This window comes from Actinacidiphila sp. bgisy167 (assembly GCF_057707665.1).
Genome location: NZ_JBYIQP010000039.1, coordinates 22,646 through 44,820 on the forward strand (window position 1 = coordinate 22,646; position 22,175 = coordinate 44,820).

The 22,175-nt window shown below is 72.8% G+C and carries 18 protein-coding genes; 10 read left to right on the plus strand and 8 right to left on the minus strand.

Translation table 11 applies throughout. The features are described 5' to 3' along the window. Positions 1–157 precede the first annotated feature (157 nt). A complete protein-coding gene (locus AC3ET4_RS16825; RefSeq protein ID WP_431950104.1) occupies positions 158–1,678 on the minus strand; it encodes an MFS transporter in 1,521 nt (506 codons plus the stop codon). Between the two features lie 113 nt (positions 1,679–1,791). On the opposite strand from AC3ET4_RS16825, the gene AC3ET4_RS16830 reads away from it, so the two are divergent. Together AC3ET4_RS16830 and AC3ET4_RS16835 are read left to right on the plus strand one after the other, a co-directional pair. After that, positions 1,792–2,658, plus strand: a complete 867-nt coding sequence (locus AC3ET4_RS16830; protein WP_431950064.1) for a helix-turn-helix transcriptional regulator — start codon at positions 1,792–1,794, stop codon at positions 2,656–2,658. A 216-nt stretch (positions 2,659–2,874) separates the two neighbouring features. Then, complete coding sequence (locus AC3ET4_RS16835) at positions 2,875–4,968, plus strand: LamG domain-containing protein (RefSeq protein ID WP_431950066.1); 2,094 nt, start codon at positions 2,875–2,877, stop codon at positions 4,966–4,968. A 140-nt stretch (positions 4,969–5,108) separates the two neighbouring features. Here the strand turns inward: AC3ET4_RS16835 and ybiA are convergent, their stop codons facing one another. Genes ybiA through AC3ET4_RS16850 form a run of 3 tightly spaced genes read right to left on the minus strand, consistent with a single transcriptional unit; the run spans position 5,109 to position 7,578 of the window. Continuing rightward, complete coding sequence (gene ybiA / locus AC3ET4_RS16840) at positions 5,109–5,696, minus strand: riboflavin biosynthesis intermediates N-glycosidase (protein ID WP_431950068.1); 588 nt, start codon at positions 5,694–5,696, stop codon at positions 5,109–5,111. Positions 5,697–5,746: 50 nt separating this feature from the next. Beyond that, positions 5,747–6,169, minus strand: coding sequence for a MarR family winged helix-turn-helix transcriptional regulator (locus AC3ET4_RS16845; protein ID WP_431950070.1), 423 nt, complete (start codon positions 6,167–6,169; stop codon positions 5,747–5,749). Continuing rightward, positions 6,166–7,578 carry an MFS transporter gene (locus AC3ET4_RS16850; RefSeq protein WP_431950072.1) on the minus strand — a complete coding sequence of 471 codons (1,413 nt, stop codon included), beginning with the start codon at positions 7,576–7,578 and terminating at the stop codon, positions 6,166–6,168. Before AC3ET4_RS16850 ends, AC3ET4_RS16845 begins: the two co-directional genes overlap by 4 nt. A 92-nt stretch (positions 7,579–7,670) precedes the next feature. Between AC3ET4_RS16850 and dusB the strand changes: the two genes are divergently transcribed. Further along, complete coding sequence (gene dusB, locus AC3ET4_RS16855; protein WP_431950074.1) at positions 7,671–8,819, plus strand: tRNA dihydrouridine synthase DusB; 1,149 nt, start codon at positions 7,671–7,673, stop codon at positions 8,817–8,819. A gap of 449 nt (positions 8,820–9,268) precedes the next feature. Then, on the plus strand, positions 9,269–11,965 hold the full coding sequence (gene ppdK / locus AC3ET4_RS16860; RefSeq protein WP_431950106.1) for a pyruvate, phosphate dikinase: 2,697 nt from the start codon (positions 9,269–9,271) through the stop codon (positions 11,963–11,965). 87 nt (positions 11,966–12,052) lie between these two features. Here ppdK and AC3ET4_RS16865 read toward each other — a convergent pair whose 3' ends face one another. The 3 genes from AC3ET4_RS16865 to AC3ET4_RS16875 all read right to left on the minus strand — a co-directional run bounded on the left by AC3ET4_RS16865 (position 12,053) and on the right by AC3ET4_RS16875 (position 14,854). Next, a complete protein-coding gene (locus AC3ET4_RS16865) occupies positions 12,053–13,213 on the minus strand; it encodes an alkaline phosphatase PhoX (RefSeq protein WP_431950076.1) in 1,161 nt (386 codons plus the stop codon). 436 nt (positions 13,214–13,649) lie between these two features. Continuing rightward, complete coding sequence (locus tag AC3ET4_RS16870) at positions 13,650–14,597, minus strand: oxidoreductase (RefSeq protein ID WP_431950078.1); 948 nt, start codon at positions 14,595–14,597, stop codon at positions 13,650–13,652. 59 nt (positions 14,598–14,656) lie between these two features. Further along, positions 14,657–14,854, minus strand: a complete 198-nt coding sequence (locus tag AC3ET4_RS16875; RefSeq protein ID WP_431950080.1) for an antitoxin — start codon at positions 14,852–14,854, stop codon at positions 14,657–14,659. Between the two features lie 148 nt (positions 14,855–15,002). Between AC3ET4_RS16875 and AC3ET4_RS16880 the strand changes: the two genes are divergently transcribed. Beyond that, a complete protein-coding gene (locus AC3ET4_RS16880) occupies positions 15,003–15,311 on the plus strand; it encodes a hypothetical protein (RefSeq protein ID WP_431950082.1) in 309 nt (102 codons plus the stop codon). Between the two features lie 144 nt (positions 15,312–15,455). Here the strand turns inward: AC3ET4_RS16880 and AC3ET4_RS16885 are convergent, their stop codons facing one another. Next, on the minus strand, positions 15,456–16,121 hold the full coding sequence (locus AC3ET4_RS16885; protein ID WP_431950108.1) for a SanA/YdcF family protein: 666 nt from the start codon (positions 16,119–16,121) through the stop codon (positions 15,456–15,458). A gap of 131 nt (positions 16,122–16,252) precedes the next feature. Here AC3ET4_RS16885 and AC3ET4_RS16890 point away from each other — a divergent pair, with 131 nt between their 5' ends. The 5 genes from AC3ET4_RS16890 to dnaG all read left to right on the plus strand — a co-directional run bounded on the left by AC3ET4_RS16890 (position 16,253) and on the right by dnaG (position 22,130). Continuing rightward, complete coding sequence (locus AC3ET4_RS16890) at positions 16,253–16,675, plus strand: gamma-glutamylcyclotransferase family protein (protein WP_431950084.1); 423 nt, start codon at positions 16,253–16,255, stop codon at positions 16,673–16,675. Between the two features lie 279 nt (positions 16,676–16,954). Then, complete coding sequence (locus AC3ET4_RS16895; RefSeq protein ID WP_431950086.1) at positions 16,955–18,262, plus strand: deoxyguanosinetriphosphate triphosphohydrolase; 1,308 nt, start codon at positions 16,955–16,957, stop codon at positions 18,260–18,262. A gap of 183 nt (positions 18,263–18,445) precedes the next feature. Further along, positions 18,446–19,708 (plus strand): NAD(P)/FAD-dependent oxidoreductase, encoded by a 1,263-nt coding sequence (locus tag AC3ET4_RS16900; protein WP_431950088.1) that lies wholly within the window; start codon positions 18,446–18,448, stop codon positions 19,706–19,708. 30 nt (positions 19,709–19,738) lie between these two features. Then, positions 19,739–20,182, plus strand: a complete 444-nt coding sequence (locus AC3ET4_RS16905) for a GNAT family N-acetyltransferase (protein WP_431950090.1) — start codon at positions 19,739–19,741, stop codon at positions 20,180–20,182. A 31-nt stretch (positions 20,183–20,213) separates the two neighbouring features. Then, positions 20,214–22,130 (plus strand): DNA primase, encoded by a 1,917-nt coding sequence (gene dnaG / locus AC3ET4_RS16910; RefSeq protein ID WP_431950092.1) that lies wholly within the window; start codon positions 20,214–20,216, stop codon positions 22,128–22,130. Positions 22,131–22,175 lie beyond the last annotated feature (45 nt).

Genomic DNA, 22,175 nt, shown 5'->3' on the forward strand with positions numbered 1-22,175 from the left:
CCATGAGCGGGGACGCCTTCCGAGAACTCGCGGACGAGAGGTGCTGACAGGCCGAGGGGCGCCGTCGCGCGGAGCGCTGCCGGGCTCCGGACCCGCGTCGGCACCGCCTGGGTGAGGTGAGGGGGCGGCCCCGGTGGGTGGGCCGCCCCCTCACCGCTCAGGCCACGTGGCGCGGCAGCCGCAGGCTGGCCAGCGCCGTGACGGCCACGGCCGCCAGCTGCACCACCAGCACCACGACCAGCGCGTCGCGGGTGCCGTGCCCGGGGGCCAGGGAGAGGAAGAGGGTGCCGAGAGTGGCCACTCCCAGGGCCAGCGACGACTGCTGCGTGGTCACCATGACGCCGCTGCCCACCCCGGCTCGTTCGCCCGGCACGTCCGCGAGCACCATCCGGAACAGCACCGGCATCTGCAGCCCCTGCCCGAAGCCGGCGATCGCCATGCCCGGCAGCAGAGCCCAGACCGTCATCCCGGAATCCCACGTGCGGGCCACGGCCAGTGCCAGCACCACGATGCCGACACCTTGCAGGACGCCGCCCCCGGTGATCACGCGTCCTCCGTAGCGGCCCACGAGGCGCGGCCCGGCCAGCGAGGCGATGAAGAACGCCACCGCCATCGGCACCAGCGTGGCGCCCGCCTCCACCGGCCCGTACCTCAGGCCCTGCTGCAGGGCGACCGCGATCACGAACATGAAGCCGCCGAAGCCGATGGAGAACGGCACCAGCAGCGGCAGCGCCCGGCGCATACCGGAGAGCGCGAACAGGCTGGGCGGCACCAGAGGGATCCGCCCGGCGCGGTCGGCGCGCCGCTCGACCAGGAAGAACGCCAGGGCCGCGAAGGGGAAGACCCCGAGCGACAGCCAGGTCCACGCCGGCCAGCCGGCCGCCCGGCCCTCGGTCAGCGGCGCCAGCAAGGTCACCAGCGACACCGCCAGCAGCAGGGTGCCGGGCCGGTCGACCGGCGCGGGCCGGTCGGAACGGGTCTCCGGCACCGAGCGCAGCGCGAGCACCAGACCGACCGCCGCGACCGGCACGTTGACCAGGAACACCGAGCGCCATCCACTGCCGGCGATGTCGGCGGCGACCAGGACACCGCCGAGGATCTGGCCCGCGACCATCGACAGGCCCGCGGTCGCGCCGTACAGGCTCAGCGCCTTGGCCCTGCGGTGGCCGGCCGTCGAGGAGTGGATGGTGGCCAGCACCTGCGGCAGCATCAGCGCGGCCGCCGCGCCCTGCGCCACGCGGGCGCCCACCAGCAGCCACGGGTTCGGCGCCAGCCCGCAGGCGAGCGAGGTCAGGCCGAAGGCCGCCATGCCGGCGAGGAAGAGGCGGCGGCGGCCGAAGGAGTCGCCGAGCCGGCCCCCGAGCACCAGCAGCACCGCGTACGCCACGCCGTAGCCCGCCACGACCAGCTCCAGCAGGGCGGGCCCGGCGTGCAGGTCGGTGTCGATGGCGGGCAGGGCGACATTGACGATGAAGAAGTCGATGAGCGGGAGCGCCGCGCCGACCAGGACGGTGAACAGGCCCAGCGCACTGAGCACCGGCGGGGCCTGCCCTGGCGGCGCCTGGGCGGCTGGTGCCGCGGCTCTCACGGCAGGTTCGGGGCCCGCGCCGCCGACCCGGATGACGCGTGGCCGCACCTCGGCGCGGGAGCGGATGTCGGCGGAGAGCGGGGCTTCCATGGGATCGGTCACGTATGTCACAGTGCTTCAAGCCCCAAGGGGGTACCAGACAGCGTTTATCCGGGTACCACAACCACCTGGCAAGGGTGTGGGGCCTCGGGCACCCTGGAGACATGACGTCTCCCAGCGCCGCCGCGCGCAGCGAGCTCGCTTCCTTCCTCCGCAGCCGACGCGAGCGGATCTCGCCGGAGCAGGTGGGACTCCCGCTCGGCCGCCGACGCCGCACCCCGGGACTGCGCCGCGAGGAGGTGGCCCAGCTGGCCGCGGTCGGGGTCACCTGGTACACGTGGCTCGAGCAGGCGCGGGAGATCCAGATCTCCGCGCAGGTGGCCGACTCCATCGCCCGGGCCCTGATGCTCGACCCGAACGAGCGCAGCCACCTCTTCCTGCTCGCCGGGGTGCAGGACCCCAACCCGCGTGCCCACTGCCCCGGGATGTCCGACCAGATCCGGGAGATGCTGGCGAAGCTTGAGCCGCTGCCGGCCGCGGTGCTCAACAGCCGCACCGACGTCATCGCGCACAACCGGACCTACGCCCGGCTGGTCGACGACCTCGACCGCCTCCCCTTCGAGGACCGCAACATCATGTGGCTGGTCTTCACCGACCCCGCCTGGCGCGAGGGCCTGCCCGACTGGCACGAGACCAGCCGGCAGATGGTCGCCAAGTACCGTGCGGCGATGGCTGAGCACCTCGCGGAACCGGCGTGGAAGTCCCTGGTGCGGCGGCTGGAGCAGGTCTCCCCGGAGTTCCGCGAATTGTGGGAGCGGCACGAGGTGCAGGAGCCGGAGAACCGCACCAAGCGCTTCCTCAACCCGTGGGTCGGCCTGCTGACCTTCCACTTCACCCACCTGTGGCTCGGCCCCGGCCCGGGCCCGCGGCTGGTCACCTACTCCCCGGCCGACGCGACCACCCGCGAGCGGCTGGACCGGCTCTACGAGACGGCCAGGTCCGCGCCGAGCGTCATGCCGCTCCCGGTGTGAGGAGCCGCCGGCGTGCTGCGGCCGCAGGGCCGGCGCGCCGTCCGCGGCCGAACAGGTGGGCGGGAGAAAACACTTTCAGTGCTGTCAGTGGCCTCTGTTAGCTTCGTGCGGCTCGTGTGATCCACGAGCGCGAGGACGCACAAGCGCACACAAGAGCGCACAGGGGAGGGTCACTTGACGGTGTTCGGAAGACCTGGCAGGCGCAGATCGTTGGCGGTGGGGATCTGTGCGGCGGCGCTGCTGGCCACGACCGCCGGCACGGCGCAAGCGGTGGACGACGCGCCGCCACACCAGCCGCTGGTGCACGACCTTCAGTCGGAGAGCAAGGCCTGCGCGACCGGCGACGACACGCCGTACGTCGCGCAGCCGCCCAGGCTCAGTGCCGTGCTGTACGACGACAACCGGCCCAACGAAGCCAAACCGCTCGGCGGCGAGTTCGAGGCGTGGTGGACGGACGCGGCAGGAGCGGAGCAGCGCCGAAGCTACATAACTATCACCTTGTCGTCGGGGTCGCGTTTCTACTGGACGATGCCGACCGACATCCCGGCGGACACGGTCGTCTCCTGGCACGTCCGCGCGAACGACGGCAAGGCGACCTCCGCGTGGAGCGATGAGGGCGACGGCTCGGTCTGCTCGTTCGTGTACGACGACGTGAACCCCGAGAAGGCGACGATCAGCTCTCCCGAATACCCCAACCCCGACGAGGTCTTCTGGGTGGACGGGGTGGGCGTCTACGGCCACTTCACCATGGACTCGCCTTCCGACGACGTGGTGTCGTACACGTATGGCTTCCTGGGCGGCCCTTACGGGACCGTCTCCGCGGAGCGGCCGGGCGCGGCTGTCACGGTCCGGTATCTGCCGCTCACTTCAGGGCCCAACTGGCTGACGGTCCGCGCCGTCGACAGGGCGGGCCGGAGCAGCGCGGAGTCGCGGTACGAGTTCAACGTCGCGTCCGGGCGCGCCCCTGTCGCCCGCTGGAGGCTGGACGACCCGGCCGGCTCCCGTTCGGCCGCCGCCGAGACGGGCACCGCCGCACGGGCCGGCATCGGCGTGACGTTCGGCGGCGCGGCACCCACCGGCACCGAAAGCACCGCCACGGTCGCCCTCGACGGCGGCGGCCACGGCTTCCTGACCACGGACGCCCCCGCCACCGACCTCAGCAGGACCTTCGCCGTCAGCGCCTGGGTGCGGCCCGCCGAGACGGGCCGGAACATGACCGTCGCCAGCCAGGACGCGGACGGGAAGCCCGGCTTCAGCCTCGGGCTGCGCAGCGGGGACGGCGGCGCGGCCTGGTCGTTCGCGACGGGTGGCGCGCGGGTGTCCGGTGGCGCGCCGGAGATCGGCGAGTGGGCACATCTGCTGGGGCTGTACGACGCGGAGACAGGTCGCGCGCGGTTGTACGTCAACGGCCATGAGGTCGGCACCGCGGCGGAGGCGGCTCCCGCCGCGACGAGCGGTGCGTTCCAGATCGGACGAGCCCGCGGGGTCAACGGCTACCGTGACCGGTGGCACGGCGACATCGGTGACGTGCAGGTCCACGACCGGGTCGTGGTGCCCGGTGAGGCGGCCGGACTGGGACGGCGCAAGCCGCAGCTGATCGGCCACTGGTCGCTGGAGAACGTGACGGACGGCGCGAGCCCCGAGCACGCGGACGGCGCGCCGCTGCGGCTCGGCACAGGAGCCTCCATCTACCGGGAGCCTTCGTGTATCCCGGACGTCGACCCCGACTGCCCCTACATGCCGCCGCCCCTCGCCGGTGAGGGGCATCTGCGCCTGGACGGCGAGACCGGGTACGCCGTTGCCGACGGGCCCGTCGTGGACACCGGGGACAGCTTCACCATCGGCGTCGTCGTCCGCCTCGCGGACGTCGCGCCGGCCCACCCGATGACCGTGCTCTCACAGGCGGGCGAGCACACCGATGCGTTCAAGGTGCGCTACGAGCCGTCCACGCACACCTGGCAACTGGTGATGCCGGAGAAGGACGAGGCCGGAGCTCCTGAGAGGGTGGTCTCACAGATCGCCGGAGCGGACGGCGGAGAGGGCCAGGGGCGCAGGCTCGCCGTGGTCTACGACGACGCGACCGACACGATCAAGCTCTATCTGGACGGATACACGCACGCTGGGGCGACCGCGATCCTTCCCAACGGTTGGCACAGCGGTGGCGCCCTTCAGATCGGCCGGGCGAAAGCCGGTGACGGTTGGGGCGAGTACCTCCACGGCGACGTGGACGAGGTGCAGGCCTACGCGGGTGCGCTGCGGGACGACGACGTGCTGCGCCTGGGCTCGGTGGCGGATCCCTGTCTCTGCTGATGCGGCCGAGCCGGAGCGGATAGAGAAGTCGACAGGACATCCTGACGACCCGCCGGAACCCGAGTTCCGGCGGGTCGCCGACGCGAACACTCGCGAGCGGCTGGACCGGCTCTACGAGACGGCCAGGTCCGCGCCGAGCGTCATGCCGCTGCCGGTGTGAGGAGCCGCCGGCGCGTCTCCATGAGGGCGAAGCCCAGCAGGTTCAGGCCGCGCCACCGCGCGGGGTCGGCGGCGGCCTCGTCTTCGGCGGTCAGGCCGATGCCCCATATGCGGTCCACCGGGCTGGCCTCGACCAGCACGCGCGAGCCGGTGCCCAGCAGGTAGGCGCGTAGGGCCGCGTCCTGGCCGAACTTGGCGACGTTGCCCTCGACGACCAGCTCCTCGCGGTGCCGTTCCCATGTCGCGCCGTCGAAGCCGCGCACCTCGCGCCCCAGCTTCTTGGCGGCGTGCGGATGCGGGGCGGCGAGGATCGCGGCGAGGGCCCGGTCGTCGCCGAAGAGGCGGGCTTTGCCGGCCATCATCCAGTGCTCCGCCGTGGCGTATCGGACGCCGTCGACGGTGAACTCCGCGGGCCACCACTGGCTGAGGCAGCCCGCGCCCACGCCGCCGTCGCGCTGCGGCTGGTGGCCCCAGAAGAACAGGTACTTCGGCCGTACGCCGCGCGCGGTCAGCTCCGTCAGCGCCGCCCTGGAGCGGGCGTCGCAAGGCTCGGTGATCTGCGTCGTCATGTCTGCGACGGTAGCGCCGGGCACCGACAGCGGCCCCCCGTTTTCCCCGCTCACCCGGGACCCGGTCCCAGCAGCTTGGCCACCACCCGGTCCAGCTGCGCGAGTTCCGCCGGGTCCAGCCCCACCAGGCCTGGCGGGGGAGTACCGAGGATGCGTTCGGCCTCCTGCGCCGCCGCGGCCCCGGCCGGTGTCACGCTCACGAGCTTGCGGCGCCGGTCGCGCGGGTGCGGCGTGCGTTCCACCAGCCCCCGGCGGGCGAGGTCGTCGACGACCAGCGTGGCGTACGGGCGGTCGGTCAGCAGGTCGGCGGCGAGGTCGCCGGGGGTCACGGGGCTCGCCGCGATCCGGCGCAGCGCCTTGACCCGGAAGAAGCTCATGCCGAGGGCCTCGGCGACCTCGCGGCGGCGTTCGTTGCGCTCGAGGACGAGTGTGCGGAGGTTGCGCCACACGCGGGTGGCCGTGGGCTCGTTCACCGGGCGCCCACCGGCTCGCGGGCGGCCTCCTCGCTGAACTGCGCGGCGGCGCGTGCCGCGGTGCCCGCGGCCCAGGGACCCGAGGTCAGCCACCCCAGCGCGAGGATCGCCACCCCGCAGCCGGTGACGATCCACCAGGCGGTGAGGTCGAGTCCGGCGGCGAGCGCCGCGCCCAGGACGGCCACGCCCAGGGACTGTCCGACCTGCCGGCTGGTCGAGGCCACCGCCGCCGCGACCCCCGCCTGGCTGCGCGGCATGCCGGAGACGGCGGTGTTGGTGATCGGCGCGTTGACGAAGCCGAAGCCGAAGCCGAACAGCACGTAGGCGGTGAACAGCTTCGCGTCCGAGGCGGTCGCGTCCAGCGCGGCGAACAGCACGCCGCTCGCCGTGAAGCCGAGCCCCGCCAGCAGCAGCGGCAGCCGCGGCCCGCGGCTGCCGACCAGGCGTCCGGAGAGCGGGGCGCAGACCAGGGCCATGACCGCCATCGGCAGCAGATGCAGACCCGCGTCCAGGGCCGACAGCCCGCGGACGTCCTGGAGGTACAGGGTGTTCAGGAAGAGGAAGCCGGCGAGGGCGGCGAAGGCGCTCACCGCTATCACCGTCGCCCCGCTGAAGGGCGCGCTGCGGAAGAAGCGCGGGTCGATGAGGGGTTCCCTGCGCCGCCGCTCGTAGCCGACCAGGGCCACCGCGGAGCACACGGCGAGGGCGAGGCAGCCGACGATGGCGGGGGAGCCCCAGCCCGCCGCGGGCGCCTCGATGATGGCGTACGTCAGCGAGCCGAGCACCGCGACGACCAGCAGCTGGCCGACCGGGTCGATCCGGCGCGGCCGGGGCGCGCGGGACTCGGGGACGTACAGCGTGGTCAGCACCAGGGCGAGCAGCCCGATCGGCAGGTTGATCCAGAACACCGAGCGCCAGCCGACCGTCTCCACGAGCGCGCCGCCGATGATGGGCCCGGCGGCCATGCTGATGCCGACGACGCCGCCCCACGCCCCGATCGCCCGCGCGCGCTCGCGCGGATCGGTGAAGACGTTGGTGATGATCGACATCGCGACGGGGTTGAGCATCGACCCGCCGACCGCCTGCAGCATGCGGAAGACCACCAGCCACTCCAGGCTGGGGGCGATGCTGCACAGACCGGACGCGACCGTGAAGATCACCAGGCCGGTTCGGAAGATCCGCCGCCGGCCGATCCGGTCGGCCGTCGAGCCGGAGAGCATGAGCAGCGAGGCCAGCACGAGGGTGTAGGCGTCGATGGTCCACTGCAGTCCGGACACGGAGGTGTGCAGGTCCCGGCGCATGGAGGGCAGCGCGACATTGAGGATGGTGTTGTCGAGGCTGACGATCAGCAGACTCATGCAGCAGATCGCCAGTACCAGAAGGCGTCTGCGCCGGCTCAGCTCGGGCATCGGGCTCCTTGTTCCGCACGCACTGGTTGTATGCGTGTAATCATTTCACGTTACACCCAATGCCGCCCGGGCGATACGGGAGAATGGTCCGCATGACTGCTGACGCCGCCGCACCCGCACTCCGCATCGGCCCGCACACCGTGTGGCCGCCGGTGGTGCTGGCACCGATGGCCGGGATCACCAACGCGCCGTTCCGCACGCTGTGCCGCGAGTTCTCCGGCGGCAAGGGGCTCTTCGTCTCGGAGATGATCACCACCCGGGCCCTCGTCGAGCGCAACGACAAGACGATGCACTTGATCCGCTTCGACGGCAGCGAGAAGCCGCGCTCGATCCAGCTGTACGGGGTCGACCCCGTCACCGTCGGCAAGGCGGTGCGGATGATCGTGGACGAGGACCTCGCCGACCACATCGACCTGAACTTCGGCTGCCCGGTCCCCAAGGTGACCCGCCGCGGCGGCGGCTCGGCCCTGCCCTACAAGCGCAACCTGCTCCGCTCGATCCTGCGCGAGGCGGTCGGCAACGCGGGCGACCTGCCGGTCACGATCAAGATGCGCAAGGGCATCGACGACGACCACACCACCTACCTGGACGCCGGCCGGATCGCCGTCGAGGAGGGCGTCACCGCCGTCGCGCTGCACGGCAGGACCGCTGCCCAGCACTACGGCGGCACGGCCGACTGGGAGGCGATCGCCCGTCTCAAGGAGCACGTCCCGGAGATCCCCGTGCTGGGCAACGGCGACATCTGGAGCGCCGCGGACGCGGTCCGGATGATGCGCGAGACCGGCTGCGACGGCGTCGTGGTCGGCCGGGGCTGCCTCGGCCGCCCCTGGCTGTTCGGCGACCTGGTGGCGGCCTTCGAGGGAGGCGGCGCCCCGGCCGCCCCGTCGCTGCGCGAGGTCGCCGCCGTCATGCGGCGCCACGCCGAGCTGCTGGGGGAGTGGCTGGGCGACGAGGAGCGCGGCGTCATCGACTTCCGCAAGCACGTCGCCTGGTACACCAAGGGCTTCTCGGTGGGCTCGGAGATGCGCCGCAAGCTGGCGATGACCTCGTCGCTGGCCGAGCTGGACGCCCACCTCGCCGACCTCGACCTGGACCAGGAATGGCCGGACGGCGCCGAGGGGCCGCGCGGCCGGACGGCAGGGAGCAAGCGCGTGGTGCTCCCGGACGGGTGGCTGGAGGACCCGTACGACTGCTCGGTGGTCGTCGGCGCCGACGCCGAGCTGGACACCTCGGGCGGCTGAGGACGTTCGCGGATGTTCCGGCCCGCCGCCGAGCCCGGCCGCCCGGCCGCCGAGACGTTCCCGGCGTGCGGTGAAGGGCCCGTGCCGCGAGTGATTCTCGCCACGTCTGATAGTGGCATTGCTCAGATGAGCGCGAGGAGTGTCGTGACACCTCTCCAATGAGTGGCACTGGGTGCCAGGGCTCTCGTCGACAGTTGGTCAAGTGATCCGTCACGCAGCGTCTCGGTTCCCGGGTGCGTCGGCCACGTTAGGAGAGCGTGTGTTCGACCCTTGAACGTGCCCCTCGTTCACCCGGAGGGACGCCCTGACTTTCGATCTCTCGGCGGATGGGTGGTTACAACCGTGTGACCTGGTGATTGACGTACTGCAGCGCCTTAGAGATGGGTACGCTCCCCGCCGTCAGGGCATCCCGGCCGCGAGGAGCGAGTCCCGTGTCGGAAGAACAAGTAATCCAGAAGTTCGTCTACGACTTCACCGAGGGCAACAAGGACCGCAAGGACCTGCTCGGCGGCAAGGGCGCGAACCTCGCCGAGATGACCAACCTCGAACTGCCCGTGCCCCCGGGCTTCACGATCACTACCGAGGCCTGCAAGGTCTACCTGGAGTCGGGCGCCGAACCCCCGGCGCTGCGCGACGAGGTGAGTGCGCACCTCGAAGCGCTCGAGAAGGGGATGGGCAAGAAGCTCGGGCAGGCGGACGACCCGCTGCTCGTCTCCGTCCGCTCGGGGGCGAAGTTCAGCATGCCGGGCATGATGGACACCGTTTTGAACATCGGCCTGTCCGACGCCTCGGTCGCGGGCCTCGCCGCGCAGGCCGGCAACGAGCGCTTCGCGTGGGACTCCTACCGGCGCCTGATCCAGATGTTCGGAAAGACCGTGCTGGGCGTCGACGGCGACCTCTTCGAGGACGCGCTGGAGCAGGCCAAACGGGCCAAGGGCGTCCACGACGACGTCGACCTGGACGCCGGCGACCTGCAGGCGCTGGTCGACCGGTTCAAGGCGGTCGTCGCCAAGGAGACCGGGCGGGACTTCCCGCAGGACCCGCGCGAGCAGATGGACATGGCCGTGCGCGCCGTCTTCGACTCGTGGAACGGCGAGCGCGCCAAGCTCTACCGCCGCCAGGAGCGCATCCCCGGCGACCTGGGCACGGCCGTCAACATCTGCTCGATGGTCTTCGGGAACCTGGGCTCCGACTCCGGCACCGGTGTCGCCTTCACCCGCGACCCGGCCACCGGCCACCAGGGCGTCTACGGGGACTACCTGTGCAACGCCCAGGGCGAGGACGTCGTGGCGGGCATCCGCAACACCGTGCCGCTCGCCGAGCTGGAGCAGCTGGACAAGACGTCCTACGACCAGCTGCTGCAGATCATGGAGACCCTCGAGACGCACTACAAGGACCTGTGCGACATCGAGTTCACCATCGAGCGCGGCAAACTGTGGATGCTGCAGACCCGCGTGGGCAAGCGCACCGCCGCCGCGGCCTTCCGCATCGCCACCCAGCTGGTCGACCAGGGCCTGATCGACGAGGCCGAGGCCCTGCAGCGGGTCAGCGGCGCGCAGCTGGCCCAGCTGATGTTCCCCCGCTTCGACGAGAAGGCCAAGGCCCAGCGGATCGGCTGGGGCATCGCCGCCTCGCCGGGCGCGGCGGTCGGCAAGGCCGTCTTCGACTCCTACACCGCCGTGAAGTGGTCGCGCTCCGGTGAGCAGGTCATCCTCATCCGCCGCGAGACCAACCCCGACGACCTCAACGGGATGATCGCCGCCGAGGGCATCCTCACCTCACGCGGCGGCAAGACCTCGCACGCCGCCGTCGTCGCCCGCGGCATGGGCAAGACCTGTGTGTGCGGCGCCGAGGAGCTCGAGGTCGACACCAAGCGCCGCCGGATGACGGCGCCCGGCGGGGTCGTGGTCGAGGAGGGCGACCTCGTCTCCATCGACGGCTCCTCCGGCAAGGTCTACCTCGGCCGGGTGCCGGTCGTCCCCTCACCGGTCGTGGAGTACTTCGAGGGCCGCATGCACGCCGGCGCCGACGACGCCGACGAGCTGGTCAAGGCCGTGCACCGGATCATGGCGTACGCGGACCGGGTCCGCCGGCTGCGGGTGCGCGCCAACGCCGACAACGCCGAGGACGCCGCGCGCGCCCGCCGTTTCGGCGCCCAGGGCATCGGTCTGTGCCGCACCGAGCACATGTTCCTCGGTGAGCGCCGGGAACTGGTGGAGCGGCTGATCCTCGCTGACACCGACTCCGAGCGCGACGAGGCGCTCGCCGCCCTGCTGCCGCTGCAGCGGGCCGACTTCGTCGAGCTCTTCGAGGCGATGGACGGGCTGCCGGTGACGGTGCGCCTGCTGGACCCGCCGCTGCACGAGTTCCTGCCCGACATCACCGAACTGTCGGTGCGCGTCGCGCTCGCCGAGGCGCGCAAGGACGCCAACGAGAACGACCTGCGCCTGCTGCAGGCCGTCCACAAGCTGCACGAGCAGAACCCGATGCTGGGCCTGCGCGGCGTGCGCCTCGGGCTGGTCATCCCCGGCCTGTTCGCCATGCAGGTGCGGGCGATCGCCGAGGCGGCGGCCGAACGCCGCAAGGCCAAGGGCGACCCGCGGGTCGAGATCATGATCCCGCTGGTGGGAACCGTCCAGGAGCTGGAGATCGTCCGCGAGGAGGCAGAGTCCGTCATCGCCGAGGCCGAGGCCGCCACGGGCACCAAGCTCGACCTCGCCCTCGGCACGATGATCGAGCTGCCCCGCGCGGCCCTGACCGCCGCCCAGATCGCCGAGGCCGCCGAGTTCTTCTCCTTCGGCACCAACGACCTGACCCAGACGGTCTGGGGATTCAGCCGCGACGACGTCGAGGCGAGCTTCTTCACCGCCTACCTGGAGAAGGGCATCTTCGGCGTCTCCCCGTTCGAGACCATCGACAAGGACGGCGTCGGCTCCCTCGTCCGCTCCGCCGCCGAGGCCGGCCGCGCCACCCGCCCCGACCTCAAGCTCGGCGTGTGCGGCGAGCACGGCGGCGACCCCGAGTCCGTCCACTTCTTCCACGAGGTGGGCCTGGACTACGTCTCCTGCTCCCCGTTCCGCATCCCCGTCGCCCGCCTGGAGGCGGGCCGGGCCGCCGCTCAGGACCACAGCAGCGGCAGCCGGTAACCACCGGCCCCGAAGACCATCTCCCACCCTCACCGGGGGCGGCGCCTTTGTGTGAAGGCGCCGCCCCCGCTTTCCGTTCCGCCCGCGTCAGGCCCGGAACGGGCCGCGCACCTCGTAGGTGATGCCGCCCGACGAGCTGCCGCTCGTGCCGCGCTGGGAGGAGAAGTACAGCCGGGTGCCGTCGGGGGAGAAGGCGGGACCGGTGATCTCGGAGGCGGACTGGCCGTTGACACGCAGGAACGGCGCGACGACGTCGTCCGGGGTGATCAGGCAGATCTCCATGCTGCCGCCGTCCTCGGCGACGTAGAGGTCGCCGGAGGAACTGCCGGTGATGTTGTCCACCCCCGTCAGCGGGGCGCTGCCGGAGACGACGAGGGAGTCGTCGTACGCCAGCGCGTAGGTACCGGCGGCCAGGTCGAGCCGCCAGACGCGGTTGTCGCCCTTGGTGGTGAACCAGACGGCGTCGTCGGCGTAGTGGCAGCCCTCGCCGCCGTTGAACCTCTTCGCGCCGGAGACCTGGCTGCGTGTCGCGGTCGGGGAGCCGTCAGGGTCGGGCACGTTCGCCCAGCTGAAGGTGCCCGAGGTCGCGGTGCCGGCGACCAGCACCTGCAGCGTCCCGGCGGAGAGGTCGCCCCACACGGCCGGGATGAACCGGTAGAAGCAGCCGTTGGTCTCGTCCTCGGTCAGGTAGACCACCTTGCGCACGGGGTCGGCGGCAGCCGCCTCGTGCTTGAACCTGCCCATGGCGGCGCGGCGGACGGCTGCCTGCACGCCGCGTGGGTCGGTCTCGTAGACGTAGCCGAGGCTGACCTCCTCGCAGGACAGCCAGCTGTTCCAGGGCGTCCTGCCGCCGGCGCAGTTCTGACGGGTGCCGGAGAGGATCCGATAGGCGCCGGTGACGGTGCCGGCGGCGTCGAACCGGACCGCGCTCGCGCCTCCGTTGGGGTCGATCTCGGAGTTGGAGACGTAGATCCAGCCGGTGCCGTCGGCGAAGCACGCGCCGCCGTCGGGCGCGTTGTGCCAGGTGTACGAGGTGCCCGGCACTGCCTGGCCGGACCGGGCGACGACCCGGCTGGTGAAACCGCTCGGCAGGGCGATGCCGTTGGCGTCGGGCGCCCGCAGCGCGCCGTAGGGGCCGGTGCCGGGCTGGGCGGGTGCGGCGTAGACCGCCCCGCGCATGAGGGTGCCGCCGAATGCGGCAGCCGAGCCGCCGACCACGGCTCCGCGCAGGAAGGTTCGACGTTCCACGATCACTCCAGGGACGACGGATGGCCCGCCCGGACCCAACGCCGCGGGCGGGTCGCGCACCGGAAGGCTAGGACGGGCGCCGCGGCCCCCGAGCCAACGTGGAGTGAACAGTCCGCTACTTTCCGCCTCGTTCACCGTCCTGGCGCAGACGTGCCGGGAGGCAGCGGATCGAGCCACCGCGGGCAGGTCGCCGGGGTGGGGTTCTCCCCCGCTCTCCCGGCCCTCCCCGCTTTCGGCCGAATACCCCACTTCCCGCTCCGGTCGGTGAGGGGCAGTGAGGTATGCCCGGGCCGCCCCCGCCGCTGACTCATGCCGAAACCGGCCGTCGCCCCGCCGAGCGGTGAACGGCCGGGGGCGACATGGGCGACCGGGGCCATTCGGACCCGCCTCACCCGCTGGTCCGCGGTTCCGTCAGGTGGCCGACGGCCGGTGCTGTTCAGAGCTCACTCCCGGCACCCTCGGACCGCCCGGGCAGGCCGTAGCGGACACCGGTGAGCCGCTCGGAAGCCGCCCACAGCATCTCGCCGGCGCGGTCGTCACGGGTCCACGGGGCACGCCACGAGGGGGCGGGGGAGCCGCGCCATCCCAGGAAGCGCGGGCCGGTGAAGGAGTCGGGGAGCACACCGGGAGCCGTGGCGGCGTACAGCACCGGGAGCGCGCCGGCGTCCGCGGACTGGGCGAGCACCCGGTTGCCCAGCTCGACCAGGCGTTCCACGGTCCGGCGGTGCTCCATGCGGGCGGCGCGGGTCTGCAGGTCGGTGTTCGCGTAGCCGGGATGGGCCGCCGCCGCGACGGTGTCCGCGCCCGCGGCCGCCAGCCGCCGCGACAACTCGTGGACGAAGAGCAGGTTGGCGCTCTTGGAGCGGGCGTAGGCGATCCACCGCCGGTAGCCGCGCTCGCTGCCCAGGTCACGGGGGTCGACCGTGGAGACCGCGTGCATGACGCTGGAGACGCAGACGACCCTTGCGCCGGGGGTGGCCAGCAGCCGTGGCAGCAGCAGCCCGGTCAGGGCGAAGTGGCCGAGGTGGTTCACGCCCATCTGCGTCTCGAAACCGTCGGCGGTGGTGCCGTACGGCAGGGCCATCACACCGGCGTTGTCGACCAGCAGGTCCAGCCCGGTGGCGTCGAACCCGGCGGCGAAGGCGCGCACCGAGGCCAGGTCGCCGAGATCCAGGTGGCGGTACCCGGCGCGGGCGTCGGGCACCTCGGCCTTGAGGCGCTCGACCGCCTCCTTGCCGCGGGTCTCGCTGCGGCAGGCGAGCAGCACCCTCGCGCCCCTGCGGGCGAGCTCGCGGGCGGTGCAGTAGCCGATGCCGCTGTTCGCTCCGGTGACGACGGCCGTGCGGCCGCTCTGGTCGGGGATGTCGTTCGCGGTCCACACCATGCGCGCCAGCGTAGGGCCGCCGCGCGCCCTTCACACGGGTGCGCGGCGGCCCTTCGGCGTCAGGAGTGCGGGGGACGGTCCTCGCCGGTGCTGCCGGAGCCGAACTCGTCGCCCAGCTTGTCCTGGGCGGTGTCGACCTGGCGCTGGTACTTTCCGCCGGTCTTCTCGTCCAGCATGTCGCCGCCCTTGTCGATGCCCCTCTGGGACTGGCTCTCGTGGCCCTTCAGCTTCGCCTTGATCTTGTCGAACATGGACATCGCTGTCCTCCTCGCCGTAAGTGGCACTGCTCTCAGCATCACCGCCCTGCCGAAGATCCGCATCCGGAACGCACGGTGGACCGAAACCGCAGGTCACAGGCTTGCGCGGCCCCCCACCGCGGTATGCGCGCGCCGTCACCGGTCTGCCGTGCGCCGCTCCGGTGTCCTCCTGCTCGCCTCCTGCGCGGTCTTCGCCCTCTGCCCCTTCATCAACGCGGCCGCGGAGTACCCGGATCGGAAGTGCCCGATCCACCAAGTCGTACTGCGGCACCGCGAGTGGTTCCACCACGTCCTGGAGGACACTTTCGCGACCATGGGCGTCGCGGACCCCCGGCGGTCCGCCGACATGGTGGTCGCCCTGCGCGACGGAGCGATGGTCGCGGGCTACCTCGGCGACTCCGGGTCCGCGGCGCGCACCCTGGTGCAGGGCGTCGGCCTGGTCGTCGCGGCGGGCTGAACACGAGAAACGGGCCCCGGCAGCGACTTCCGTCACTGCCGGGGCCCGTCTCGCCGGTACCTCCGAGCGGCGGGAGGGTGGGGGACGCCCGTGCGGGCGCACCGGACCCGCACACGACGACACACCGCAAGCACGGACCCCGAATCACCCCAGGGCGCGCTGGACGCCCCGCTCGCGAGGGCCGAGGAAGCGCGGATCCGGCGTGAACGCCGCGTCGAAGGCCGCCTTCACGGCTCCGGCGACCTCGCGGGCGCCGCCGTAGTACCAGGTCGCGTCGTGCGGCTCGTCGCCACCGATCCCGTACGCCTCGATCCCGGCCGCGCCGCACAGCGCCAGCGCCCGCCGTATGTGGAAGCCCTGGCTCACCAGCAGCGCCCGGTCGACGCCGAAGACCCGCCGGGCCCGTGCGCACGAGTCCCATGTGTCGAAGCCGGCGTAGTCGAGGACGACCTTGTCACGGGGCACGCCGTGCGCCGCCAGGTAGTCGCGCATCGCGGTCGGCTCGTCGTAGTCGGTGCGGCTGTTGTCCCCCGTGACGAGGACCGCCCGCACCCTGCCCGCCCTCCACAGCTCGGCGGCCGCGTCGAGGCGGTGGGCCAGGTAGGGGGAGGGCTCGCCGTTCCACAGGCCCGCGCCGAAGACGACGGCGACGGGCTCCGCGGGGGCGTCGGCCACCGCGCGGACCCGGTCGTCCGTGGTGACCCGGAGCCATGTCGCGGGCAGCAGGGCCAGCACGCCCAGCGCCACGGCGGCCCACAGCAGGCGCCGCCGGCCCCGCCTGGACCGCGGCAGCCGCGTGAGCCGCCGCAGCCGCGCGCGCCGCGGCCCCGGCCGTCGCGCGGGGACGGCCCTGACAGACGCCCCCCGTGTCCTCCCGTTCCCGCTTCCTTCCGCCACGTCCGAGTCGACGTTCCGCGCGTCCCTGCGGTTCCATGAGGGTGATGCCTGACGACGACTCCCGCCTCCCGTTCTTCGTCTACGGGACGCTGCGGCCCGGCGAGATCAACCACTCCTGGCTGCTGCGTGGCCGGACGACGTCCGAGACCCCCGCCGTGCTGCACGGCGCGTTGCTGTTCGAGGGCCCCGGCTACCCCTATGCCGTGGCCGACGAGCGCGGCCGTGTCCACGGCGACGTGATCCATCCGGTCGAGGACCTGTACCAGGAGGTGCTCGCGGACCTCGACCGTCTTGAGGAGTACAGCCCCGACGCGCCCGGGAACCTGTACGTGCGCGTCGTCCGCGACGTGCGCACCTATGCCGGGCAGACGCTGCCCGCCTGGGTGTACCTGGCGGTCGGCGACCGCGAGCGGAAGCTGCGCGCCGAGGGCCGCCCCATCGCCGGCGGCGACTGGAAGCGCCGCTGAGACGCCGCGCGCGGGGCCCTCACACCGGTGCGCGCGGCCTGTGACGCGGCGGAGGGGCGTCATCCGGCTGCAACGGCTCCGCAACCCCCGGTCGCGACACTCGGGTGCATGACGGCCGAGGAGCCGCACGGCGCGCCAGGACCGGACCGCTTCGACAGCACGGCACAGCTCCTTCTCCCGCGTCTCCGCGCGGCTCGGCAGCGGGTTGCCCCGGGTGCCGCCGCGCAGGCCGCCACGGTGTAGCCGCCGCTGCCCGGTCGCGCCCGCTACCGTCGCGGTATGGACGCGAACCACCCCGCGGCGGCCGACCACGCCCCCTACAGCGAAGCCGACACCGAGCGCTATGTGCCCGAGCCTGACAAGAGGCCGGGCCGCACGTCGTTCCAGCGGGACCGGGCCCGCATGCTGCACTCCGCGGGACTGCGCAGGCTGGCCGGGAAGACCCAGGTGGTGGACCCGGTCGACGACGCCCGGGCGATGGGCGTCAGCCCGCGGACACGGCTGACGCACAGCCTGGAGTGCGCGCAGGTCGGCCGGGAGCTCGGGGCGGCCCTGGGCTGCGACCCGGACCTCGTCGAGACGGCGTGCCTGGCCCACGACCTCGGCCATCCGCCCTTCGGCCACAACGGCGAGATGGTGCTCTCCGAAGTCGCCGCCGGCTGCGGCGGCTTCGAGGGCAACGCCCAGAGCCTGCGCATCCTGACCCGGCTGGAGCCCAAGCGCTTCGCCCACGCCGACGACGGCGCCCTCGTCAGCGTCGGCCTCAACCTGACCCGGGCGGCGCTGGACGCCGCGACGAAGTACCCGTGGCCGCGCGGCGGACACCCCACCGACCCCCACAGCCCGAAGTTCGGCGTGTACGAGGACGACCTGCCCGTCTTCGAGTGGCTGCGCCGCACGGCCCCCGCCGGCCGCCCGCATCTGCAGTGCTTCGAGGCACAGGTCATGGACTGGTCCGACGACGTGGCGTACTCCGTCCACGACGTCGAGGACGGGCTGCACGCGGGCCATCTGGACCCGGCGGTGCTGCGCGCCCAGCCCGAGCGCCGTGAGATCTTCGCCGTCGCCGCCGCCCGCTACGCCCCCGGGGCGGCCGAGGACGAGCTCGCCGAGGCCCTGGACCGCCTGCTGGGGATGGAGTGGTGGCCGCACGGCTACGACGGCTCCGCCATCGCCCAGGCCCGGCTGAAGGACGCCGCCTCGCAGCTGATCGGCCGCTTCTGCCTGGCCGCCGAGCGCGCCACCCGCGACGCCTACGGCACGGGCCGGCTCACCCGCTACCGCGCCCAACTGGTCGTCCCGCGCGACCAGCGCCTGGAGTGCGCCGTGCTGAAGGCGGTCGCCGACCGGTACGTCATGCAGCGCGCGGCGCAGGAGCGGCGGCGCGCCCAGCAGCGCGTGGTCATCGGGGAGCTCGCCGAGGCCCTGATGGCGCGGGCGCCGGAGGGACTGGACCCGCAGTTCCGCGGGATCTTCGACGCGGCGAAGGACGACCGGGCCCGGAAGCGGGCCGTCGTCGACCAGATCGCCTCGCTCACCGACGCCGCCGCGACGGCCCTCCACGCCCGGCTCACCGCCCCCCGGTGAGCTCCCGGGTGTGCCCGAGGTGAGCCCCCGGTGGACCCCCGCCCGCCCCCGCGAGCCGCTCGGCCCCGGCTCCCGGTCGGCGCGGCACTCTTCACGTCGGCCCCGCCGTGCGGGACGCTCACATGACTGGCATGTGCCAGAGGGAGGGGCCACAGGGCACCCGAGGACACCAGGAGGCGCACAGTGGTGGACGCAGACCACACATTCGTCATCGTCGGGGCGGGGCTCGCCGGGGCGAAGGCGGCGGAGACGCTGCGCTCCGAGGGCTTCACCGGCCGCGTGATACTGATCGGGGACGAACGCGACCACCCCTACGAGCGGCCCGCGCTCTCCAAGGGCTTCCTGCTGGGCAACGAGGACCGCGACTCGCTCTTCGTCCACCCCGCCGCCTGGTACGCCGAGCACGACGTCGAACTCCATCTCGGGCAGCCTGTCACCGGCCTGGACAGGGCCGCCAAGCGGATCATCCTCGGCGACGGCACGGTGCTCCCGTACGACAGACTGCTGCTGGCCACCGGCGCCGAGCCGCGCCGGCTGGACATCCCCGGCACCGATCTGGCGGGGGTGCACCACCTGCGCCGCCTGGCGCACGCCGAGCGGTTGAAGTACGTGCTGACCTCCCTCGGGCGCGAGAACGGCCATCTGGTCATCGCCGGGGCGGGGTGGATCGGCCTGGAGGTCGCGGCGGCCGCCCGCACCTACGGCGTCGAGGTGACGGTCGTGGAGCCGCAGCCCTGCCCGCTGTTCTCGGTGCTCGGCCCCGAACTGGGGGAGGTCTTCGCCGACCTGCACCGCGAGCACGGGGTGCGGTTCCACTTCGGCGCACGGCTCACCGAGATCACCGGCCAGGACGGCATGGTGCTGTCGGTGCTCACCGACGACGGCGAGGAGCACCCCGCCCACGGCGTGCTCGCCGCGATCGGGGCGGCTCCGCGCACGGCCCTCGCCGAGGCCTCCGGACTCGCCCTCGCCGACGACGCGGCGGGCGGGGGCATCGCGGTGGACGCGTCCCTGCGCACCTCGGACCCCGACATCTTCGCCGCCGGTGACGTGGCGAACGCCGAACACCCCCTGATGGGCGGCCGGTTGCGGGTCGAGCACTGGGCGAACGCGCTGAACGGCGGCCCGGCGGCGGCACGCGCCATGCTCGGCCGGGACGTCGTCCACGACCGGGTCCCGTACTTCTTCACCGACCAGTACGACCTGGGCATGGAGTTCTCCGGGCACGCCGCCCCCGGCACCTACGACCAGGTACTGGCCCGGGGCGACATGGGCAAGCGGCAGTTCATCGCCTTCTGGCTGCGCGAAGGCCGGGTGCTGGCCGGGATGAACGTCAACGTCTGGGACGTCACCGACACCGTCCAGAAACTGATCCGCTCCGGCCGCCGGGTCGACACCGACGCGCTGGCCGACCCGACGGTGCCGCTGGCCTCCCTGCTGGAGTGAGCGCCGGGGCGACCGCCTAGCATGACTGCCATGAAGCCCAGGACCGCCGTCGTACCCGTCGAGGAGATCTTCGATCTGCGGTGGAGGGTGCTGCGGCCGGGGCTCCCGCGGGAGTCGGCGATCTTCCTGGAGGACGGCCACCCGCTCGCCTTCCACATGGCGGCCTACGGTGGCGGCGACGAGGTCGTGGCGTGCGTCACCCTCTTCCCCGAGCAGCTGCCCGGCGATGCCGCGATCGCCTACCGGATCCGCGGCATGGCCAGCGCACCCGAGGTGCGCGGCCGCGGCTACGGCTCGGCGCTGCTGCACGCAGCCCTGGAGCAGGCCCGGCAGCGCGGGGCCGAGCTGGTGTGGTGCAACGGCCGCACCTCGGCGCGCGGCTTCTGGGAGGGGCAGGGCTTCACGGCGGTGGGCGAGGAGTTCGTGCTGGAGCCGGCCGGGCCGCACTACCTCTTCGTCGCCAAGCCGGTCTGACCCTCCGCGGCCCGCGCCGTAGAATCCTTCCGTGGCTGGGCGGATCAGGGACGAGGACGTCAAGGCGGTGCGGGACGCGGTCCCGATCGACGCCGTCGTCTCCGAGTACCTGCAGCTCAGGAGCGCGGGCGGCGGCAATCTGAAGGGGCTGTGCCCCTTCCACGACGAGAAGTCCCCGTCCTTCCACGTGAGCCCGAGCAAGGGGCTCTACCACTGCTTCGGCTGCCAGGAGGGCGGCGACACCCTCGACTTCGTGATGAAGGTCGACCACCTGTCCTTCTCCGAGGCCGTCGAGCGGCTGGCCGCCGTGGCGGGCATCACCCTGCGCTACGAGGAGGGCGGCTACACCCCGGGCCGCCAGCAGGGCGAGCGGATCCGGCTGGTCGAGGCGCACAAGGCGGCCGCGCAGTTCTACGTCGAGCAGCTCGGCGGCGCCGAGGCCGAGATCGGCCGGAAGTTCCTCGCCGAGCGCGGCTTCGACCAGGCCGCCGCCGAGCACTTCGGCGTCGGCTACGCCCCGGCGGGCTGGGACCACCTCGTCCGCTTCCTGCGGGGCAGGGGCTTCACCGACCGCGAGCTGATCGTCTCCGGGCTGGCCAGCGAGAGCCGCCGGGGCGGCGCCATCGACCGCTTCCGCGGCCGGCTCATCTGGCCCATCCGCGACATCACCGGCGAAGTGATCGGCTTCGGCGCGCGCAAGCTGCGCGAGGACGACCAGGGACCGAAGTACCTCAACACCCCCGAAACGCCGATCTACAAGAAGTCCCAGGTCCTGTACGGCATCGACCTGGCCAAGAAGGAGATCGCCCGCACCAGCCGCGCTGTGGTCGTCGAGGGCTACACCGACGTCATGGCCTGCCACCTCGCGGGCGTCACCACCGCCATCGCCACCTGCGGCACCGCTTTCGGCGGCGATCACATCAAGATCCTCCGCCGTCTGCTGATGGACAACGCGGCCGCCGAGGTCGTCTTCACCTTCGACGGTGACGAGGCCGGCCAGAAGGCCGCCCTGCGCGCCTTCGAGGACGACCAGAAGTTCGCCGCCGAGACCTCCATCGCCATCACTCCCGGCGGCATGGACCCCTGCGAACTGCGCCTGGCGGAGGGCGACGCGGCCGTGCAGCGGCTGATGGACACCCGCACTCCGCTGTTCGCCTTCGCGCTGCGGTCGGCCGTCGCGCGCTACAACCTGGACACCGCCGAGGGCCGCGCCTCCGCGCTGGAGGCCGGCGCGCCCATCGTCGCGGGCATCAAGAACGCCGCCATCCAGCACGAGTACGCGGTGCAGCTCGCCGGCATGCTCGGCATCCTCGACTCGCAGTTCGTGGTGCGCCGGGTCGCCCAGCTCGCCCGCTGGCAACGCGAACGCCGCCAGTCCGGCGGCCCGACGGGCCCCGCCGCCCCGGTCGGCCGCGGCGGTCCGCCGCAGGCCCGGCCGGAGGCCCCCGCCGGACCCGCGGCGCCGCGCGGCCCCCGGCTGGACCTGCGCAGCCCGGCACACCGCGTCGAGCGCGAGCTGCTCAAGCTGGCCCTGCAGCACCCCGGGCTGGTCTCCCCGGCCTTCGACGCCTACGGGGAGGACGAGTTCACCGCCCCGCCCTACACCGCCGTGCGCCGTGCCATCGCCGACGCGGGCGGCGCCGAGTCCGCGGACGAGGGCTACCTGGCCCGGGTGCGGGACGTCGCGCCGGACGACACGGTCCGCAGCATGGTGACCGAACTCGCCGTCGAGGCCGTGATGCACAAGGCCCCCGACATCTACGCGGGCGAGGTCCTGGTCCGGGTCCGCCTGCTCGCGGTCGACCGCCGCATCGCCGAGGTCCGGGCCTCCCTCGCCCGGCTCGGCCCCCACGCGGACGAGGCGCAGCTCTCCGCCGTCCAGGGCGAGCTGTGGGCGCTCCAGCAGTACGGCCAGCGCCTGCGTGAACAGGGCGCCGCCGCCCTCTGAGCCGGCCCGCGCGGGGCGGCCGTCGACGGGAGGGTGACCAGAAGG

Excerpts from the sequence above, each read along its gene's own strand:
- AC3ET4_RS16870 (WP_431950078.1), bottom strand. The coding sequence starts at position 14,597 with ATGGTGTGGACCGCGAACGACATCCCCGACCAGAGCGGCCGCACGGCC.
- ybiA (WP_431950068.1), bottom strand. The coding sequence starts at position 5,696 with ATGACGACGCAGATCACCGAGCCTTGCGACGCCCGCTCCAGGGCGGCG.
- AC3ET4_RS16825 (WP_431950104.1), bottom strand. The coding sequence starts at position 1,678 with ATGGAAGCCCCGCTCTCCGCCGACATCCGCTCCCGCGCCGAGGTGCGG.
- AC3ET4_RS16905 (WP_431950090.1), top strand. The coding sequence starts at position 19,739 with ATGAAGCCCAGGACCGCCGTCGTACCCGTCGAGGAGATCTTCGATCTG.
- AC3ET4_RS16850 (WP_431950072.1), bottom strand. The coding sequence starts at position 7,578 with ATGCCCGAGCTGAGCCGGCGCAGACGCCTTCTGGTACTGGCGATCTGC.
- AC3ET4_RS16875 (WP_431950080.1), bottom strand. The coding sequence starts at position 14,854 with ATGTCCATGTTCGACAAGATCAAGGCGAAGCTGAAGGGCCACGAGAGC.
- AC3ET4_RS16830 (WP_431950064.1), top strand. The coding sequence starts at position 1,792 with ATGACGTCTCCCAGCGCCGCCGCGCGCAGCGAGCTCGCTTCCTTCCTC.
- AC3ET4_RS16895 (WP_431950086.1), top strand. The coding sequence starts at position 16,955 with ATGGACGCGAACCACCCCGCGGCGGCCGACCACGCCCCCTACAGCGAA.
- dusB (WP_431950074.1), top strand. The coding sequence starts at position 7,671 with ATGACTGCTGACGCCGCCGCACCCGCACTCCGCATCGGCCCGCACACC.
- AC3ET4_RS16890 (WP_431950084.1), top strand. The coding sequence starts at position 16,253 with ATGCCTGACGACGACTCCCGCCTCCCGTTCTTCGTCTACGGGACGCTG.